Source organism: Prauserella sp. PE36, assembly GCF_003311655.1.
Lineage (GTDB): Bacteria > Actinomycetota > Actinomycetes > Mycobacteriales > Pseudonocardiaceae > Prauserella_A > Prauserella_A endophytica.
Genome location: NZ_QEQT01000064.1, coordinates 59,526 through 77,239, shown reverse-complemented (window position 1 = coordinate 77,239; position 17,714 = coordinate 59,526). Strand labels below are relative to the sequence as shown.

General features: G+C 69.3%; 19 protein-coding genes. 9 read left to right on the top strand and 10 right to left on the bottom strand.

The genetic code is table 11. From position 1 onward, the window contains the following. Positions 1 to 23 precede the first annotated feature (23 nt). Genes DI005_RS17500 through DI005_RS17485 form a run of 4 tightly spaced genes read left to right on the top strand, consistent with a single transcriptional unit; the run spans position 24 to position 2,598 of the window. Positions 24 to 410 carry a nuclear transport factor 2 family protein gene (locus DI005_RS17500; RefSeq protein WP_113642900.1) on the top strand — a complete coding sequence of 129 codons (387 nt, stop codon included), beginning with the start codon at positions 24 to 26 and terminating at the stop codon, positions 408 to 410. After that, complete coding sequence (locus tag DI005_RS17495) at positions 407 to 1,063, top strand: CatB-related O-acetyltransferase (protein ID WP_112273700.1); 657 nt, start codon at positions 407 to 409, stop codon at positions 1,061 to 1,063. The genes DI005_RS17500 and DI005_RS17495 overlap by 4 nt, the downstream gene beginning before the upstream one ends. Beyond that, positions 1,060 to 1,941, top strand: coding sequence for a virginiamycin B lyase (locus DI005_RS17490; RefSeq protein ID WP_112273698.1), 882 nt, complete (start codon positions 1,060 to 1,062; stop codon positions 1,939 to 1,941). The genes DI005_RS17495 and DI005_RS17490 overlap by 4 nt, the downstream gene beginning before the upstream one ends. A gap of 6 nt (positions 1,942 to 1,947) precedes the next feature. Continuing rightward, positions 1,948 to 2,598, top strand: coding sequence for a DUF5701 family protein (locus tag DI005_RS17485; protein WP_113642836.1), 651 nt, complete (start codon positions 1,948 to 1,950; stop codon positions 2,596 to 2,598). A 200-nt stretch (positions 2,599 to 2,798) separates the two neighbouring features. Here DI005_RS17485 and DI005_RS17480 read toward each other — a convergent pair whose 3' ends face one another. The 10 genes from DI005_RS17480 to DI005_RS39710 all read right to left on the bottom strand — a co-directional run bounded on the left by DI005_RS17480 (position 2,799) and on the right by DI005_RS39710 (position 13,072). Further along, positions 2,799 to 3,569 carry a PIG-L deacetylase family protein gene (locus tag DI005_RS17480; RefSeq protein WP_112273694.1) on the bottom strand — a complete coding sequence of 257 codons (771 nt, stop codon included), beginning with the start codon at positions 3,567 to 3,569 and terminating at the stop codon, positions 2,799 to 2,801. A gap of 225 nt (positions 3,570 to 3,794) precedes the next feature. Continuing rightward, a complete protein-coding gene (locus DI005_RS17475) occupies positions 3,795 to 4,664 on the bottom strand; it encodes an SMP-30/gluconolactonase/LRE family protein (protein WP_112273692.1) in 870 nt (289 codons plus the stop codon). 32 nt (positions 4,665 to 4,696) lie between these two features. After that, positions 4,697 to 6,013, bottom strand: coding sequence for an MFS transporter (locus DI005_RS17470; protein ID WP_158559826.1), 1,317 nt, complete (start codon positions 6,011 to 6,013; stop codon positions 4,697 to 4,699). A gap of 2 nt (positions 6,014 to 6,015) precedes the next feature. Continuing rightward, positions 6,016 to 6,810: a VOC family protein gene (locus DI005_RS17465; protein ID WP_158303215.1), complete on the bottom strand. Its 795-nt coding sequence runs from the start codon at positions 6,808 to 6,810 to the stop codon at positions 6,016 to 6,018. 8 nt (positions 6,811 to 6,818) lie between these two features. After that, positions 6,819 to 7,862, bottom strand: coding sequence for a phosphotransferase family protein (locus DI005_RS17460; protein ID WP_199542906.1), 1,044 nt, complete (start codon positions 7,860 to 7,862; stop codon positions 6,819 to 6,821). A gap of 85 nt (positions 7,863 to 7,947) precedes the next feature. Continuing rightward, on the bottom strand, positions 7,948 to 8,541 hold the full coding sequence (locus DI005_RS17455) for a TetR/AcrR family transcriptional regulator (RefSeq protein ID WP_158559825.1): 594 nt from the start codon (positions 8,539 to 8,541) through the stop codon (positions 7,948 to 7,950). 35 nt (positions 8,542 to 8,576) lie between these two features. After that, positions 8,577 to 9,785 carry an acyl-CoA dehydrogenase family protein gene (locus DI005_RS17450; RefSeq protein WP_113642834.1) on the bottom strand — a complete coding sequence of 403 codons (1,209 nt, stop codon included), beginning with the start codon at positions 9,783 to 9,785 and terminating at the stop codon, positions 8,577 to 8,579. A gap of 10 nt (positions 9,786 to 9,795) precedes the next feature. Continuing rightward, complete coding sequence (locus DI005_RS17445) at positions 9,796 to 11,397, bottom strand: AMP-binding protein (protein WP_113642833.1); 1,602 nt, start codon at positions 11,395 to 11,397, stop codon at positions 9,796 to 9,798. 29 nt (positions 11,398 to 11,426) lie between these two features. Continuing rightward, a complete protein-coding gene (locus DI005_RS17440; protein ID WP_113642832.1) occupies positions 11,427 to 12,242 on the bottom strand; it encodes an SDR family oxidoreductase in 816 nt (271 codons plus the stop codon). Positions 12,243 to 12,934: 692 nt separating this feature from the next. Beyond that, a complete protein-coding gene (locus DI005_RS39710) occupies positions 12,935 to 13,072 on the bottom strand; it encodes a TetR family transcriptional regulator (RefSeq protein ID WP_369973598.1) in 138 nt (45 codons plus the stop codon). Between the two features lie 236 nt (positions 13,073 to 13,308). On the opposite strand from DI005_RS39710, the gene DI005_RS17430 reads away from it, so the two are divergent. The 5 genes from DI005_RS17430 to DI005_RS17410 are packed head-to-tail and all read left to right on the top strand — an operon-like array spanning position 13,309 to position 17,712. Next, on the top strand, positions 13,309 to 14,082 hold the full coding sequence (locus DI005_RS17430; RefSeq protein WP_112273676.1) for an IclR family transcriptional regulator: 774 nt from the start codon (positions 13,309 to 13,311) through the stop codon (positions 14,080 to 14,082). Then, entirely contained in the window at positions 14,075 to 14,932 is an 858-nt protein-coding gene (locus DI005_RS17425; protein WP_113642831.1) for an oxaloacetate decarboxylase, read from the top strand. Before DI005_RS17430 ends, DI005_RS17425 begins: the two co-directional genes overlap by 8 nt. Continuing rightward, positions 14,925 to 16,187 (top strand): aconitase/3-isopropylmalate dehydratase large subunit family protein, encoded by a 1,263-nt coding sequence (locus tag DI005_RS17420; protein WP_112273673.1) that lies wholly within the window; start codon positions 14,925 to 14,927, stop codon positions 16,185 to 16,187. The genes DI005_RS17425 and DI005_RS17420 overlap by 8 nt, the downstream gene beginning before the upstream one ends. Next, a complete protein-coding gene (locus DI005_RS17415) occupies positions 16,184 to 16,723 on the top strand; it encodes a 3-isopropylmalate dehydratase (RefSeq protein WP_112273671.1) in 540 nt (179 codons plus the stop codon). Before DI005_RS17420 ends, DI005_RS17415 begins: the two co-directional genes overlap by 4 nt. After that, positions 16,720 to 17,712: an ABC transporter substrate-binding protein gene (locus tag DI005_RS17410; RefSeq protein ID WP_112273669.1), complete on the top strand. Its 993-nt coding sequence runs from the start codon at positions 16,720 to 16,722 to the stop codon at positions 17,710 to 17,712. The genes DI005_RS17415 and DI005_RS17410 overlap by 4 nt, the downstream gene beginning before the upstream one ends. The last annotated feature ends 2 nt before the right edge of the window (positions 17,713 to 17,714 follow it).

Here is a 17,714-nt window from a genome sequence, read left to right as displayed (position 1 = left end):
TCGCCGGCCGTAGCGTGATCGCCATGCCCGACATCGACGAGCTGGCCCGGCGGTACCTGGGAAGCTGGAACGAGCGTGACCCGGCCACGCGCCGGGCGCTCGTCGGCGAGCTATGGGCCGACGACGCCCGCTACATCGACCCGATCGCGTTGGCCGAGGGCCGCGACGCCATCGACGACGTGCTGGCCACGGCCCAGCGAAGATTCCCCGGCATGAGCTACCGGATGGCCGGCCGCCCGGACGTTCACCACCAGCTGGCACGGCTGGCGTGGGAGCTGGCGCCGCCCGGCGGCCCCGCGGTGATCATCGGCCTCGCCGTTCTCGTCACCGGGCAGGGCCGCCTGCGCCGCGTCTACGGTTTCCTCGACCCCGTGCCCGCCCGCAACCCCTCACCAGGAGCCACACGTTGACACCTGATCCCAGCACCCTCCACCCGCTGCCGGAGCACCAGCGGGTGGTGTTCCTGAGGCCGCTGGTCAACTCGCCGACGATCTCGGTGGGCGAGTACACGTACTACGACGACCCCGACGGCGCGACCGAGTTCCAGCAGCGCAACGTGCTGTACGCCTACGGGCCCGAACGGTTGATCATCGGCAGATACTGTGCCATCGCCGCGGGTACCCGGTTTCTCATGGCCGGCGGCGAACACCCGATGCTGGGCGTGTCCACCTTCCCGTTCACGATGTTCGGCGGCGAGTGGGCCGAGCAGACGCTCGACCTCGTCACCGGCATGCCCAGCCGCGGCGACACCGTGGTCGGCAACGATGTCTGGTTCGGCTCCCAGGCCACCGTCATGCCCGGCGTGCGGATCGGCGACGGCGCCATCATCGCGGCCGGAGCGGTGGTGACCGCCGACGTGCCGCCCTACACGATCGTCGGAGGCAACCCGGCCCGCCCGATCCGGCAGCGCTTCGACGACGCCGACGTCGACCGGCTGCGGCGAGCCGCCTGGTGGAACTGGCCCACCGAGCTGGTCACCGCGCATGCCCGGACCATCATGGCCGGCACCCCGGCCGACATCGCCCGCATCGCCGCGGAGCACGGCCTGGAGCAGACCGCATGACCCGCGTGCGGATCGAGGAGTACCCCGTGGCGGGCGGCGGCCCGTACGCGCTCACGACCGGGCCGGACCACGCCCTGTGGTTCACCATGGTCCACAGCGGCCGGATCGGCCGGCTGGTCCCCGGTGGTGAGCCCGGCTATCACCAGCTGGATCCGGAGTGCGGGCCGACGGTCATCACCACCGGGCCGGACGGAGCGCTCTGGTTCACCGAGTACCAGGCACACCGCATCGGGCGCATCACCACGGACGGCGTCGTCACGGAGTTCCCACTGCCCACCCCGGGCTGCGGGCCATTCGGCATTGCCGCCGGCCCGGACGGCGCCCTGTGGTTCACCGAGACCGCCGCCGGTCGCATCGGCCGGATCACCGTCGACGGCGCCGTCACCGAGTACCCGCTGCCGGACCCAGGGGCGTTCCCCTCCGCGATCACCGCGGGCACGGACGGCGGGATGTGGTTCACCCTCAACAAGGCGAACGCCATCGGACGGATCGATCTCACGGGCACGGTCACCGTGCACCCGCTGCCCACCCCGGCCGCCGCACCGGTCGGGATCACCACGGGCAGGGACGGAGCGCTGTGGTTCGTCGAGATCGCCGCCGGGCAGCTCGGCCGGATCACCGTCGACGGCGCAGTGACCGAGTACCCCCTGCCCGACCGCGGCGGCAGGCCACACGCCATCACGCCCGGCGCCGACGGCGCGCTCTGGTTCACGGAGTGGGGCGGCAACCGCGTGGGCACCATCGCCGACGGGGTCATCGACCTTCACGACCTGCCCACGCCCGGCGCCGAGCCGCACGGGATCGCACTCGGCCCCGACGGTGCACTGTGGACGGCCCTGGAAAACGGTGCCCTCGCTCGCGTCGCTCCAGAAAGGTAAGAATCCATGAGCAACCAGCCGACGTTCGACGCCCGCACCGAGTTCGACCGCCAGCTAGGAAATCTCGTCGCCCGGGACTACCCGGCGCTGGCCGGGATGAGCCAGGACGAGTTCGCCGAGCTGCTCGCACCACTGCGCGAGCTCGTCACCGACAGCGCACCCGGCCCCGTGCCGTTCCTGCTCGTGCTCACCCGGCACATCGTGCCCATCGAGCAGACGATGCCGCGCACCACGCTGCACGGCAAGCACCAGCCGGGTTTCGTCGACCATTCCTTCGAACCCGGCGCACTCGAACGGTTCGTTCCCACCGAACAGACCGGACTCGCCGGGCACCGCGCCTACCTGCTGCTGGACGTCGATCGGGGCGAGGAGTTCTGCGGTGTCGTGCCCGCCGAGGCCATGGCCACCATCAGCGACCGGAGCAGGACCCCGCTCACGATCGAGGAAGGGATCGCCCTGATCACCCAGTTCCCCGAACTCCTGGTGAAGAACAAGTGCTTCTCCCTCGGCGGCTCCCGATCCGACGACCGCCGGGTTCCCGCCATCTGGATCAGCAAGCACGCGCCCAAGCTCGGCTGGTGCTGGCAGGGCAACCCACACACCTGGCTCGGCATGGCCTCGGCCGGCGGCCGCCTGCTGCCCACAGCCGTCCAGTAGCCGCCATGCGTGACGCGGGTGACCGGCAGCGCCGCACTCAGCAGGACCCGATTGGGTCGACCACGGCCTCGGCTGTGCCGAACCCGGCGGCAGCCCCTTCCGCCACGGCGCCGCGACCCTCGCACTCGCCGCCAGCGCCGACCTCACAGTCCATCGTGGCTCGACGCGTCGCCCGGTGATGGGTGACCAGCTGACTCGGGTCAGTCCTGCATGGCTTCGGTGAGTGGCTCCGGTGGTGCCTGCAGGTCGCGGGCGCGGAACAGGACGGCGTGCTCGACGCCCATGGCTTTGCCGCTCAATGCGGTGAACTCCGGGATGAAGTCCTTGGGGGCGGGGTGGTCCGGGAGCGCGGCCAGGTACGCGGCGTGCGCCTCGAGCGAGGCGACGCCGCGGCGTAGCGGCTCACCGGTGACCTCGACGCCGTGGGTCGCGCCGGAGCCGGCGAGTGCGGGGACGATGAACCAGCGCACGGAGTGCGGTTCGAGGTCCTCGTCGTCGATCTGCTCCGGGAAGACCCACCGGTTGCCCGCGTCGCGCACCGCGTCGAGCGTCGCGAGCCCGGCCGCGCGGTGGTCGGCCTGGTCGAAGCCGTAGGGCGTCTCGATCTCGTACCCACCGCCGAGCACGACGTCGGGCTTGAACCGGCGGATCTCCCGGCAGATGTCCCGCCGCAGGTCGAGTCCGTAGACGAGCACACCGTCCGGATGTTCGAGGACGGTCAGGTGCTCGACGCCGACGACGGCGCAGGCCGCCTTCTGCTCGGCGACGCGCAGGCGAGCCGTCTCTTCGGGAGGGTTGGGCATGCCGGCCTCGCCGCGGGTGAGCAGGAGATAACCGACCTGGATGCCGCGCGCGGTCCAGCGAGCGACGGCCGCGGACGTGCCGTACTCCATGTCGTCGGGGTGCGCGACGACGCAGAGCACGCGCTGGAAGGACTCCTCGGGGAGGGCAGGCAATGTCATGTGGGCCATCCTGCCGCGTTCAGGGTCCCGCTGTCCGCCCCTTTGGACGTGCCGGCGGGCCAAGCGGGGTCCGCCGGGCGTGCCCGGTCAAGCGGGGCGAGGCGCGGTCCAGCGCGTGTGCGAGCCGCTGGCGCTGCCGAGTCCGGCTCGGCGGTGCGGATCTTCTCGCACCATGGCCTGGCCGGCCGGATGTCGACGCCTGTTCACGCGACACGAAGTTCTCAAGGTGGCGGCTCAGATCGGCACGGCGTCGATGCGCGCCCCGTTCAGCTCCAAGCTCTCCTTCAGGTCGGTGGTCGGGGCGGTGCAGAGGTACAGCGTCGTGCTACCCGCGCCGCCAGTGGCGCACGCTAGACAGAGTTGGTCGGCCTTGATCCGTCCGGTTTCCGTCCCGCCGTCACCGACGCGCCTGGCGCACAGGTGCATCGGATCGGCGACCCAGATCTCGCCCTCCGGGGCCAACGCGATCCCGTCCGGTGCGAATCCGAGGGGCCATTCCCGCCTGCCGCACAGGCGTGCGTTCTCGTCGATGTCGAAGACGGTCAATCGGGCACCGAAAGTCTCGGCGACCACAAGTCGCCTGCGGCGCTCGTCCACCACGATGCCGTTGGTGAAGACCAGGTCGCTGGCAGCGACGTGGCATGACCCGTCGGGCTCGACCGCGAAGATCCTGCTCGTCGAGGGCACCTCGAGTGGCCCATCGACGGACTCGGCGGTCAGCGCCGCGATCACCTCAGGCTGGGCGAGGAAGTCGTGGGGGTCGAAGCCCATCTCACCGACCCAGGCCCGGCCGGTGGAGTCCACCCACATGTCGTTGAGCATGCTGTCGACCTCGGCCGAGAGGTCGGCGTGCACGACGAGGCCCTGCGGCTCGAGGCGGAGGACGGTGCGGGCTTCCTGCTGTACGACGAGCAGCCTGCCATCAGGCAGCCACCCGATCCCGCCGGTGCGGCCGGGTACGTCCGTGACGACCTCCGGTTTCCGGCCGGGTTCGACGGCGAGAACCTGGCCGCGGTTCATGTCGACGAACCACAGCCGTCCCTCGTGCCAGCGGGGGGACTCGGTGAAGGCGTGTCCGTCACTGATTACTGATGTGTGGGGCATGCTGCTCTCCTTCTGGGTCGCGTTTGCGGATGTCAACGCAAGGGCTTGTGTGCGGTCTCCTCCATCCGCCACACCACGAGCAGCGAGACCGCGCCGCCCGCGACGAGGAGCACCGCCGGTGATGTTTCGTTGCCGGTAGTGGCGATCAGCCAAGTCGCGAGGAGCGGCGCGGTGCCGCCGAACAGCGCGGTGGCGACGTTGTTGCCGATGCCGAAGCCGGTGACCCGCACGCTTGTGGTGAACAGTTCGGTGGCGGCGGCGCCGGCCGGGCCGAAAAAGGCGGCGACCACAATGGCGAAGGCCAGCTGCGCCGTCAACACCGAAGCGAAGCCACCCTGTGCCAGCAGCACCATGAGCGGGTAACTCCCAGCCGCGAGCGCAAGATTGAACGCAATCAACAGCGGCTTGCGGCCGATCCGGTCGGACAAGACGCCCGCGAAAGGGACGAGGACAAGTAGCAGCGACAACGCGATTGAGTTGCTGAGGAGCGCGAGCGGCCGGTCGAGCCCGGCGACCTCGCTGGCGTATGTCGGCATGTAGATCAGCAAGACGTAGGCTGCGACGCTCGGGCCCACGAAGAAGCCGAGCCCGATCAGCACGGCCCTGCGGTACGTCGTCAACGCGGCCGCGAGCGGCACCCGCTCGGTGGACGCGGAGCGCTCGAGGCGGCGGAACGCCGGGGTGTCACCGAGCCGGAGCCGGACGTACACGCCGACGAGCGCGAGCGCCGCCCCCAGCAGGAAAGGTACGCGCCAGCCCCAGGACGCGAACGCGTCCGCGGGAAGCACGGCGGAGGTCAGGGTCGCGGCCCCCGATCCCGCCAGCAGCGCGGCGGTCAGGGCCACCTGGTGCCAGCTGCAGTAGAGGCCGCGCTTGCCCTGGGGCGCGTATTCGGCGAGGAAGGTGACCGCGCCGGCGTTCTCCCCACCGGCGGAGAACCCCTGCAACAGTCGTGCGATCACGAGCAGGATCGGGGCCCAGACGCCAATCGCGCTGTACGGCGGAAGCACGCCGATGAGCAGGGACGCGCCGCCCATCATCAACACTGACACCGCGAGCGCGTTGCGCCGCCCCAGCCGGTCGCCGAAGTGCCCGAACACCAGGCCACCGACCGGGCGGGCCACGAAAGCCAGCGCGAAGGCGGCGAACGCGGCGAGCAGCGACGCGGTCGGGTCTGCATCGGGGAAGAACTGTGCCCCGATCACGACGGCGAAGAAGCCGTAGAGCGTGTAGTCGAAGTACTCGACGAAGTGCCCGATCCCGGCGGCGACCGCCGCCCGGGTCGGCTTGGCGGTGCTCGTTGTCGGGGGGCTTTGCTCGGCGTCGTCAGTCAGCTTCGGGTCGGTCATGATCAGTCTCCCTCCGGGCGAAGGAGAACACCGGCCACCACTGCGGCGCCGTCGGCGACCGGCAGGTCGCGACTGGCCGCGCGGTGCAGCACGTCCGCGGGGTCGGCGCAGCGGAGCACGACCTCGTGGAGACCGGTGTCTCGCGGGTGGGCGCCGGGACGGAAGCCGATCCATCCGTCGGCGGTGGCACCGAGGTGGAGCAGGGGTGTTCCGTCGGGGCGGGCGGTGACCGGGCGATCGAGGAAGTGCCCCCACTGGCGTGCGCTGGCCCACGGATCGGCGGTCTTGAGTTCGGCACCGACGATGGCCGACGAAACCTCGATCCGTCGCGCGGCGCGCCAGTTCGGTCCCGCCCACGGCCATTCGGCGGGATCGTCGGGTTCCTCGACGGAAAACAGGATGCCGCCCGTGTCTCGCGGGTCGAGGTGGACTCCGTGAATGTCGGGTAGCGGCGATTCCCAGACCTCCCGCACACCCGCCTCGGCCAGCCTGCGCCGGACCTCGGCCAGTCCGGAACACTGCAACAGCACCATGTAGCCGCTGTCGCCACCCCGGGCGGCGAGGAAGCGCGCCGCGGGAGTGTCGGGGCGCTGCGGCGAGATGACCTCCAGGAAGGTGTCGCCTACAGGCAGGACCGCGTTGGTGATCCCGAATTCGTCAACGAGACCTGGCCCGCGCAGGGCAATCTCGTCCTCCGCCGTGAACCCGACCTCCAGGCCGAAGACGGCGCGAACGTCGTCGACGACCGGATCGAGCTGCTGGGCGATCAGCGCCACCTGGCGCAGCCGCGTTGCCATGATCCGCCTCACCATCCGTTCGTCTCGATGTCTGTCATTGCCCGTTCCAGCAGGCCCACGGCGCGTGCGTGCGCTTCCCGCCCGGTGGCCGGAAGGGCTTGGCCGACGAGCGCTCGTACGTGTGTCCCCTCGACGATCACGGCGAGCCGGTAGCGCGCAAGAACCTCGAACCAGCGCAAGTCGTCTAGGTCTCGATCGCTGTGACGGGCGTAGTGGTCAAGCAGCTGCCTGCGGGATGGCAGCCCGGGCAGCGCAGCGGCGAGCGGTGCCCGCACCCGTGGGTCGTTGTCCTGCGGCCAGGTCGCCAGCAGGTGTCCGAGGTCGAGCAGCGGGTCGCCCTGCGTGCACAGCTCCCAGTCGATGACGGCGCGCACGGCACCGGAGCTTGGGTCAGCCAGAACGTTCGCCAGGTGGAAGTCACCGTGGACCAGCCCCGGCCGCCACGTCGGAGGACGGTGTTCGGCCAGCCACCTGGCGATCTCGTCCGCGCCGGGCAGGCTGCCGTCGCGATAGCCGCCGGTGCCGTGGTAGCCGGCCAGTTGCCGCCGCCAGCGGTCCGGCTGCCGCTCCAGCCACCCATCCGGTCGGCCCAGGTCGGCCAGCCCGACGCGGCGGGGTGTGACTCGGCCGAGTGCGAGCAGCGCGTCCACGACGGTCAGTCCCAACCGGTGCTGAGCGGTTTCGTCGGCCAATACCGTCTCGGGGATCTCGGCGCCCGCGTTGAAGCCCGCGACTCGTTCGGTGAGGGTGAACGCCGCGCCGATCACCGCCGGATCACCGCAGTGGGCGACCAGCCTCGCGTGTGGCACGTCGGTTCGGCCGAGGGCCGTCAGCACCCGTGCCTCTCGCCGCATCGTCTCGTCGCCGCGTTGCCCCGAGTGCCGCGGCGGGCAGCGCAACACCAGGTCCCTGCCACCCCAGCACAGCACGAGCAGAAGGTTCTGCGTGCCGCCACCGAGCACCGTGGCCGATTCAATCGGCCCGGCGCCGAGTCCGGCCTGGCGCAGCCAGCGACCGACGCGGTCGAGCTCGACATCGATCGGTTCGGTCACCGGTCTCACCCTCCCTTGGGCGCGCGGTAGGTCCGTCCGTCTCGACGATCGACGGAACGGTAGGCGGACTGACGGTGTCGGTTGGTCAGTGAATGTCGAGCGACTTGACCCAGAGATGGACGACGGCGTCGACAACCTCGTTGACGTCGTCCACCGGGTATCCGAAGTTGAACACCAACTGTGCCACCCGGGACACCATCGAGCTCAGAGTCAGGCTGGCGAGTTCCGCCGGGACCGTCGAATCAGCCCGACCCTGCTTCTGCAGGGCCCGGATGCTCCGCGCGTTGCGTTCGATGAACACCGTCGCCCGCTCGATCCGCAGATTCCGGAAACTGCTGTCGACGGCCGACATCTGTTCGAAGATGCGCATGAGTCCGACGTTGCGCCGATAGGTCTCGAAATAGTGCTGGGTAGCCTGCCGAATCTCCTCGACCGGGTCGTCGGCAGTACCGCCGGAACGAGGCTCCGGGTGCAGGAGCTGCTCACGCATCTGCTCCAAGAGGATTCGGAACGTGTCCTCCTTGCTCTCGAAGTAGGTGTAGAACGACCCGGCGGCGACACCGGCCTCCGTGGTGATGTCGGTGACCTTGACGTCGAGGAACCCGTCGCGTTCGAAGACCCGCCGTGACGCCTCCAGCAGCTTCTCCCGAGTGGCACGGCCACGTGGTGTGAGTGGCATCGGTTTCGAACTCGTTGACATCATCATCTCCCCGGTCATCCCGCGATCCGATCCAGCTCGCGCTGGGCGAGCAGCCGCTTGTGTACCTCGTCCGGCCCGTCGGCGATGCGCAGCGTCCGTTGAAAGGCCCACATCGCCGCGAGCGGCACATCATCACCAACGCCGCACGCGCCATGCACTTGGATCGCCCGGTCGAGGACACGCAACGCGATCCGTGGCGCGGCCACCTTGATCGCGGCGATCTCGGTGCGCGCTTCCTTGTTGCCGGCGGTGTCCATGAGCCACGCGGTGCGCAGGATCATCAACCGCAGCATCTCGATGTCCACTCGGGACTCGGCGATCCAGTCCCGGATGTTGGCGTTGTCGGCGATCGCACGCCCGTAGGTCGACCTGGCGGAGGCGCGTGCGCACATCAGCTCCAGGGCCCGCTCAGCCATCCCGACCGAGCGCATGCAGTGGTGGATGCGGCCAGGTCCCAAGCGGGCCTGGCCGATCAGGAAACCGTCGCCCTCCGCCCCGATGATGTTGCCCACCGGCACCCGGACGTCGATGAACTCGATCTCGGCGTGGCCCTCGGGGTCCTGGTAGCCGAATACCGGCAGGGCTCGGCGCAGGTGGATCCCCGGCGTGTCGGCCGGTACGGCGACGATGCTGTGCCTGCGGTGCCGGGGCAGGTCCTCGTCGCCTGTGCGCCCGAAGACGAGGAAGACCGCGCAGTTCTTGTGATATGCGTTGGTCACCCACCATTTCCGTCCATTGAGGACGTAGTCGTCGCCGTCGCGGTCGATCCGCAGCCGGACGCCGGTCGGGTCGGCGCTGGCCACCTCCGGCTCCGTCATGCAGAAGGCGGAGCGGATTGTGCCCGCCAGCAGCGGCTCCAGCCACTGCTGGCGCTGCCGCTCGTCCGCGAACAGCGTGAGCACCTCCATGTTCCCGGTGTCGGGTGCCGAGCAGTTCGTCGCCTCCGGACCGATCAGACTTCGCCCCATGATCTCCGCCAGCGGGGCGTACTCCAACGTCGTGAGTCCGGGACCGTACTGGGGAGCGGGGTGAAACAGGTTCCACAGCCCGCGTTCCCTGGCCGCCGCCTTCAGCTCCTCCATGACCGGAGGGTGCAGATGCGGATCGCCAGAAGCCACGATCTGCTCGCGGTACACGGCCTCGGCTGGATAGACCTTCTCCGCCATGAAGTCGAGCAGCCTTTCCTGCAGTTCCTGTGAACGGGCAGTCGGCTCAAGTCGCATTGTCGTCCTCTCACGTCGCGGGTGCGGCCGATTCGGCCGCCTCCCGGTCCCAGGTGTCCGGGGTGACTCCGCGGGCGCGCAGTTCCGCTTTCTTGACCCGCAGCGTGGCGTCCGTTCTCGGCAGGGAGTCGACGAACTCGATGTAGCGGGGCCGCATGAACTTCGGCATGCGCTCGGTGAGCCAGCCGGACAGTGTCGCCTCACTGAGCGCGCTGCCTGGTGAGCGCACCACGTAGACCATGACCTCGTCCTCGCCCAGTTCCGACGGGACCGCGACGGCCGCCGCCTCCAGCACGTCGGGATGCGCGCCGACCTGCGACTCAACCTCGAAGCTGGAGATGTTCTCTCCCCGTCTGCGTAGCGCGTCCTTGTACCGGTCCACGAAGTAGTAGTTGCCGTCGGCGTCGGCCCGGAAGGCGTCCCCGGTGTGGAACCAGCCGTTGCGCCATGCCTCCGCCGTCTCGCGCGGCATGTTCAGGTAGCCGGCGTTCATCGTCCACGGGTGATCGGCACGGACGATCAGCTCACCGACCTGCCCATCCGCGACCGGGTAGTCATGCTCGTCCACAATGCGCACCTGGTAGCCGTCGCGAAGCCGACCGCACGATTCCAGGTTGGGCAGCTCCAGGCCGGCCGACACGAACGGCAGGCCGATCTCGGTCATCCCGTAGTAGGTGTTGGTCCCCCGCACCTCGAACCGGCGGTGGAAATCGTCCAGGTCCGGAGGCAACGGCGCGCAGCCCATCGTGCGCAGTGGATTGTCGGCGTCGTCTGGCGTCGGCGGTGCGTTCATCAGCATGCGGACCATCGGGCCCTGGATGTTGACGTGGGTACAGCCGTGGGTGCGCACGTCCCGCCAGAAGTTACTGCTGCTGAACACCGGGCGCATCAGCAGCGACGCGCCCAGCTCCGCCGTGGCATAGAAGATCAGCTTGCCGCCGATGTGGAACGGCGGCATGAAGTGGTAGAAGACGTCGTCCGGGCCGGTGACACCGGTGACGACCTCGTTGAACAGATACATCTCGGCCCACGGCAGCATCACCCCCTTCGACGGGCCGGTCGTCCCTGACGTCCAGATGACGCAGGAGATGTCCCAGGGCTGCGGGTCCGTGGCACCGTCCGGCAGCTCCGCGACGGCCTCGTCGAGGAACGCGCTCCGGCCGACCACGCGCAGCGGTAACTCCGGCAACGCACCGTCCCCATCGGACACTACGACCGTCTCCAGCGTCTCCAGCTGGTCGGCGATCTCGGCCAGCCGGGGGAGGAACTGCTGCGGAACGACCATGACGCGGGCGTTCGCGGCCTCCACCGTGTAGCGCAGCATCCGCCCTTGGTAGCCCGTGTTGAGCGTGATCTCCACCGCGCCGAGCCACGAGAGACCGAGCCACGCGTGGTAGGCCTCAAAGGAGTTCGGCAGCATGGTCAGGACGGTGTCGCCGCGTCGCACGCCCAGCCGTCCCAGGGCATTCGCCCAGCGCAGGCACTCCTCGTGGGCTTGCCGATAGGTCTGTGTGCGCCCGTCGACGTGCCGGAGAAACGCCGCGTCGGGGGTTTCGGTGGCGCGTCTGCGCAGGACCTGGGGAAGCAGGTGTTCGGGCTGAATCCACTCCATCGTGTTCCTCCGCTGGCTGCTGGTGGCTGTCACAGCTGTTCCCCGAGGCCCGCGAGCGGCATGGCCATGGCTCCGCCGTCCACCACGAGCGTCTGGCCGGTCATCCAGGAAGACGCGTCACTGACGAGGAACAGCACGGTGTTCGCGATATCGCGAGGTACGCCGAGCCTGCGCAACGGCAGCCGGGCGGCCAGCTGTTTTTCCCTGCCCTCCCAGAGAACCCGGGCCATGTCGGTCTTCACGACCCCTGGTGCGATGGCATTGACCCGCACCGCCGGACCCAGTTCGGCAGCCAGCTGCGTGGTCAGATGGACCAGCCCGGCCTTGGTGACCGCGTAGAACCCGGCTCCCGGCTCGACGATGTACGCCCCGAGGGAGGCCATGTTCACGATGGCACCACCGTGGGCGGACATCCAGGCGTCGCAGACGTACCGGGTCCAGAACACCGGACCGATCAGGTTGACCTGAACGGTCTTGGCTGCTCGTGCGACGTCGATGCCCGTCACCGGCCCGTAGTACGGATTGGTCGCGGCGTTGTTGACCAGGATGTCGATGCGGCCGAAGTCCTCAAGTACAGCCTGGACCGTGGCCTCTGCCTGGCTTGCCTCACCCGCGTTGACGACGTAGCGACCGGGCTCGGCACCTGGACACGCTCGCACGATCTCCTCGACCGCCGCATCCAGGTGTCCGGCATCCCGTGAGGCGACCGCGACCTGGGCGCCGGCTTCGGTCAGCAAGGTGGCGGTCGCCAGACCGATGCCCTTCGACCCGCCGGTCACAAGAGCGACCCGGCCCGCGAGCGCGAACTGGTCGGCAGATGACTGAGTGGGGCTTCCGCCGCCCATGCCGGTCCTCCTTGATCAACTTGGCGTTGGCGCCAAGTTCAATCGGAACGCTAGCCTTGGCTCTGCCGCCGGTCAAGACCTGGATCAGTCAGACCGGGGAGTGGCGCACTCTCGAGCGGTTAGGCACAAACTGGCTGTCTAGGCTCCGCCGTCTCGTGCCGCGAACTGACCGGTGACGAGCTGGAGCGAACCGGCGAGCAGCTGCCGGGTTGGTCAGGGACTCGGACTTGCGAGGCGGTCGCCGGACCCGGCAATCGCCCGCCGACCGTGGGAATGCACCGGGCCGCCGATCTGCACAGCTTCGTCAGGTGCAGCCGGCGCTCGAACTGCCCAACGTGTTGGGCGTGCTGGCCGCGCACGTCCGCTGTGCCGAGGACCTCGCCAACAACCTGACTGCTGTACCCCGCTGCTCGGGCTGCACCAGGAGGCGACAGCCGCGGGTGTGGTGGCTGGGCCACCTGCGATGGCCCGCCCGGCCAGTGCCGAGACGAACTCCGCGATGACGGCATCGAACAAAGGTGAGAATGCCGCCTTCCCCGGGGTCGTCGAGTCAGCGCTCGAATGCGGCCCGAAACGCGGTCACGCCGACCCTCGCGAGCATTTCAGCCAGCTGTTCGGGGTGCGCGTCCGCGCAATGCGTCGGCGATTCCGGCGGTGATCAGTGCGAACTTCGTGCGAGCCGGACCAGCTGGTCATCCACGATCCGCGACGCGGTCACCGTGGCATCCGACGGGGTGCGCCGGCGCGGCCCTGCGCGTTCGGGTGATATCGGAGACCGTGACGTTCTCGAATCCGTGCTCGAGGAACAACTCGACCGCTGCATCCTTCAGCCGGTCTTTTCGCGCGGGGCGTCCAGTGGGGCATTCATCAACTCTGGTCGATTTCCCATTGAGTCATCGCGTGCGCGCGTGGGCCGATTCGTCGAAGCAGCGCCGGAGTGTCTCGGCGAGACGGCGATTCCGTGCTGCGGCGGCCACCCCTTGGGCTTGACGGGGCGCGGGCCACCCGCTTAGTGTTCCACACCGCTAGACGGTTTCAGAAACCGCAGAACGGTGTTGGAGGGTGGATGGCTGAGCCTGGGGTGCGCGTGCTGGGCCGCGCGTGTGATGTTCTGGATTGCTTCACCGAGGCCGAGCCCCGTCTCGGGGTGGCGGATATTCGCGATCGCACGGGTCTCCCGGCGACTACCGTCGCGCGGATCGTCACCACGCTGGTGCAGGAGGGTCTCCTGGTTCGGGAGGGCGACTCCTACCGTGTCGGCCTGCGTGTCCTCGTGTGGAGCGCTCCGGCGCGGTCGGGGTCGAGCCTGCTCGGTGTCGCGCGCCCGTTCGTCGACCAGTTGCGTGATGTGACGGGCGAGAGTGCCGGCCTGTATGTCCGCCAGGGCGCTTCCCGCGTGCTCGTGGTCGCCGCGTCGTCCAACCACTCGGTGATCTACCGGGGCTACGTCGGCCAGGTGCTGCCGCTTCACGCCGGCGCGGCCGGTAAGTGCTTCATGGCCTTCGACGACGATGCGCTCGGCGCCGCGGTCGACGCGGGTCTTGAGCGCTACACCGACGCGACGGTCGTCTCGCAGGACGAGCTGGACCGGCAGCTGGCCCGGGTGCGTGACAGAGGCTGGGCCTACACCGAGAGCGAGCGTGAGGTGGGCCTCAACTCGGTCGCCGCCCCGGTGCTGGGTTTCGGTGGCCGCCCGGAGGCGGCGCTGGCGATCGGCGGCCCGTCGATCCGGCTCGACCGGGAGGAAGCCGAGCGCGTCGGTCCGATCGTCGCTGCGACGGCGCAGGCCATCGCTGCCCGGATGGGGCACGTCCCGGCCGAGGAGCCCGCCGATGTCTGACGCCCGTGTGCTCTCCGACCTCCTGCGGCGCGAGCGGCTGCTGGTCGCACCCGGTGTCTACGACGGTCTTTCGGCCGCGGTCGCCGCGCGTGCCGGCGTGGAGGCGGCCTATGTGTCCGGTGCGGCCGTTTCCGCCGGTGAAGGGCTGCCCGACATCGGGCTGACCACCGTCACAGAGATCACCCGCGCGATCGCCGTGGCCCGGCGGCACCTGGAGGTCCCGATCATCGCCGACGCCGACACCGGCTTCGGCGACGAGACCAACACCTTCCGCACCGTGCGGACCTACGAGGACGCCGGCGCGGCGGCCGTGCAGCTCGAGGATCAGGTCTTCCCAAAGCGGTGCGGTCACCTCGACGACAAGGCCCTGATCGCCGCCGACGAGTTCGTTCTCAAGATCGAGGCGGCGGTCGCGGCGCGGCGTCGAGAAAGCCTGATCGTCGCCCGAACCGACGCGATCGCGGTCGAAGGTTTCGACGCCGCGATCACCCGGGCGAAGCGGTACGTCGCGGCCGGCGCCGACGTGATCTTCGTCGAGGCACCGCAGACTCTCGAGCAGGTGGCGGCGATCCCACCGGCGATCGGCGCACCGGTCATCTTCAACGTCGTCCCGGGCGGCAAGTCCCCGGAGGTGTCGCGGGAGCAGCTCGAGCGGCTCGGGTACGCCGGCGCGATCCTGCCCGCCGCGACCGTCGGGGCCGCGTTCACCGCCATGACCCAAGCCATGTCCGACATCGCCGGCGGCAGTCTCGCGTCCGGGCCTGTCGTCGGACCGCGTGCCCTGTTCGAGGCCGTCGGTCTCGACGAGTGGACCGCCCGGCGTGCACCGAAAGAGCCGATCCGTGCCTGACACCATCATCGAGAAGACCCTCGCCCGCTCGGCGGGACTCGCCGACGTCCAACCAGGACAGATAGTCACGTGCGACGTCGACATGACCGTCGTGATCGATGTCCAGTTCGCCCACGACCGCCTCGCGGACGTCCGCGCGGTCCACGACCCGGCCAAGGTTGCCGTGGTCCTCGACCACGCGGTCCCGGCACCCACGCCGCGCGACGCCGACCACGGCGCGAAAGCGCGCGCCTTCGTCGCCAAGCACGGCATCGACCGGTTCTACGACGTGGGCCGTCACGGCATCGTCCACCAGGTCATCGCCGAGCAGGGACTCGTGCTCCCGGGCACCGTCGTGTGCTGCACCGATTCCCACACGTGCGCCGGCGGGGCGCTGAACTCGGCCGCGCGGGGACTGGGGCCGCTCGAGATCCTCCAGATGCTCTGCACCGGCCGGACCTGGTATCGCGTGCCGCCGACGATCCGGTACGAACTCGCCGGGACGAAGCCGGCGCACGTCAACGGCAAGGACATCTTCCTGACGATCGCCGGGCGGTACGGCGACGCTACCGACCACGCGCTCGAGTTCGGCGGTCCGGGCCTGGCATCCGTGCCCATGTCGGACCGCCGGACCGTCGCGACCCAGGGAGCAGAGATCGGCGCGGATTTCACGCTGTTCCCGTGCGACGCCGTCACCGAGGAGTTCCTGGCCGGGGTGGCTCCAGGGGCGTCCTACGTCCCGAGTGAGCCGGACCCGGACGCGGTCTACGCCGACGTACGGATCATCGACCTCGGCGCGGTCGAGCCGATGGTGGCCCTGCCGGGCACCGTCATCAACAACGCGGTGCCACTCAGCGGTCTCGACCGGACCCGCATCGACCAGGCGTTCATCGGATCCTGCGCCAACGGACAGCTCGCGGATCTGGAGGTCGCGGCAAGGATCGTCGAGGGACGCAAGGTCGCTCCGGGTGTACGGCTCATCGTCACACCGGCTTCGCAACAGGTGTACCTCGAGGCGGTCAGGCGCGGCTACGTCGCCTCCCTCGTCGAGGCGGGTGCGGTGGTCACGAACTCCACGTGCGGCGCGTGCTTCGGCTACCACATGGGCGTGCTCGCGCCGGGCGAGGTCTGCGTCACCTCGAGCACCCGGAACTTCCGCGGCCGCATGGGCAGCACCGAGGCGCAGGTCTACATGGCCTCGCCCGCCACCGTCGCGGCATCGGCCCTGGTCGGGCACATCGCAGGACCGGACCAGCTGGCGGAGGTGGCGGCATGACCTCACCGCTGCGGGTCCGCGGGCGTGCCTGGGTATTCGGCGACGAGATCAACACCGACGACATGTACCCGGGTTTCGCGATGAAGCTGCCCGTTCCCGAAGCGGCCCAGCACATGTTCGACGCCACCCGGCCCGGGTGGCCTGCCCTCGTCGAGCCGGGCGACATCGTGGTGGCGGGGAAGAACTTCGGCCTCGGATCCAGCCGAGCGTGCGCCGAACTGTTCGTCCATCTCGGCATCTCGTGCCTCGTGGCGGAGCAGTACAACTCCCTGTTCCACCGCAACGCCCTCAACTACGGGCTCCCGGCGCTCACCGTGCCGGACGCGCGCACGCTGATCGACGAGGGCGACGTCCTCGAGATCGACGCCGTGAAGGGCTTGCTGCGCAACGAGAAGCGGGGGACCGAGCACCACATCGAGCCCCTGCCCGCATTCGTCGTCGAGCTCATCGCGGGCGGGGGCCTGATCAATCGCCTGGAAGCCGACGGCTTCCTGGATCGCAACGACGCGACCAGCACCACCGGAGGAAAACCATGAAGAGCAGGAACGCTCTGATCGCCTGCACGGCCACCGCCGCCCTGATGCTGAGCGCGTGCGGCGGAAGTGGCGACGCGGAGGGGGTGACCTCGTTCGACATCGCGGTCAGCAACGCCTCGGAGCCGTATTCCATCCCCTGGCTGGTCGGCAAGGACCAGGGCTTCTTCGAAAAGCGCGGCGTGACCATCGGCGAGATCGTCCCGGGCAAAGGTGGCGGAACGACCGTCCGCAACATGCTCAGTGGCGACCTCCCCATCGCGGACGTGGGCTTCACCTCGGTGCTGGAGTCCAGTGAGGCGGGCACGCCCCTCACCGTCGTCGGCGGTGCGACGCAGAGCGTCTACGGCCTCGACTTCTACACGCTCGACAGCAACACGGACGTGCAGTCCATCGAGGACATCGGGAATTGGGCCTACACGAACCCGCAGTCGGTGACCCAGGCCCTGTCGTTCATCCTGCCCGAGGTCGCGGGGGCGACGCAGAAGATCCAGCGGACCTCCTCGGGTGGCGTCGGCGAGGGAGTCGCTCTGCTCGAGGCGGGGGACGTCGACGTCGCCGTGGTCCCGCCGTCGGTGGTCGCGAAGACGGACAAGTTCCGCGTGGTCGTCTCCAGCGCCGACTACCTGAAGAAGTTCCAGCAGAGCGTGATCACCACGACCCCGGAGTTCGCCGAGCGGAATCCCGACACGGTCAAGGCCGTGGTCGCCGGCTACGCGGACGCGGTCGAATTCATCCGCGAGAACCCCGAAAAGGCCGCGAAGCTCTACGCCGACTACATCGACGTCGATGTCGAGTCCGCGACCTCGATCGTCGAGAAGGCGATCGAGTACGACAACTGGGGCGCCGGTTTCGACGCCGAGGCCATCGAGCAGGCCGTCGAGGCCCAGCGCATCGCCATGGATCGCACGGACCTCGAATTCTGCGATCTGTTCCAGAACACGTTCCTGCCCGGGAACGTCCGCAGCACGCTGCCGACCGAATGCGAGTGAGT

Bases quoted from the DNA above. Each gene is read 5' to 3' on its own strand.
- DI005_RS17500 (WP_113642900.1), top strand. From the start codon at position 24: ATGCCCGACATCGACGAGCTGGCCCGGCGGTACCTGGGAAGCTGGAAC.
- DI005_RS17490 (WP_112273698.1), top strand. From the start codon at position 1,060: ATGACCCGCGTGCGGATCGAGGAGTACCCCGTGGCGGGCGGCGGCCCG.
- DI005_RS17485 (WP_113642836.1), top strand. From the start codon at position 1,948: ATGAGCAACCAGCCGACGTTCGACGCCCGCACCGAGTTCGACCGCCAG.
- DI005_RS17480 (WP_112273694.1), bottom strand. From the start codon at position 3,569: ATGGCCCACATGACATTGCCTGCCCTCCCCGAGGAGTCCTTCCAGCGC.
- DI005_RS17475 (WP_112273692.1), bottom strand. From the start codon at position 4,664: ATGCCCCACACATCAGTAATCAGTGACGGACACGCCTTCACCGAGTCC.
- DI005_RS17470 (WP_158559826.1), bottom strand. From the start codon at position 6,013: ATGACCGACCCGAAGCTGACTGACGACGCCGAGCAAAGCCCCCCGACA.
- DI005_RS17465 (WP_158303215.1), bottom strand. From the start codon at position 6,810: ATGGCAACGCGGCTGCGCCAGGTGGCGCTGATCGCCCAGCAGCTCGAT.
- DI005_RS17455 (WP_158559825.1), bottom strand. From the start codon at position 8,541: ATGCCACTCACACCACGTGGCCGTGCCACTCGGGAGAAGCTGCTGGAG.
- DI005_RS17450 (WP_113642834.1), bottom strand. From the start codon at position 9,785: ATGCGACTTGAGCCGACTGCCCGTTCACAGGAACTGCAGGAAAGGCTG.
- DI005_RS17445 (WP_113642833.1), bottom strand. From the start codon at position 11,397: ATGGAGTGGATTCAGCCCGAACACCTGCTTCCCCAGGTCCTGCGCAGA.
- DI005_RS17440 (WP_113642832.1), bottom strand. From the start codon at position 12,242: ATGGGCGGCGGAAGCCCCACTCAGTCATCTGCCGACCAGTTCGCGCTC.
- DI005_RS17430 (WP_112273676.1), top strand. From the start codon at position 13,309: ATGGCTGAGCCTGGGGTGCGCGTGCTGGGCCGCGCGTGTGATGTTCTG.
- DI005_RS17425 (WP_113642831.1), top strand. From the start codon at position 14,075: ATGTCTGACGCCCGTGTGCTCTCCGACCTCCTGCGGCGCGAGCGGCTG.
- DI005_RS17415 (WP_112273671.1), top strand. From the start codon at position 16,184: ATGACCTCACCGCTGCGGGTCCGCGGGCGTGCCTGGGTATTCGGCGAC.
- DI005_RS17410 (WP_112273669.1), top strand. From the start codon at position 16,720: ATGAAGAGCAGGAACGCTCTGATCGCCTGCACGGCCACCGCCGCCCTG.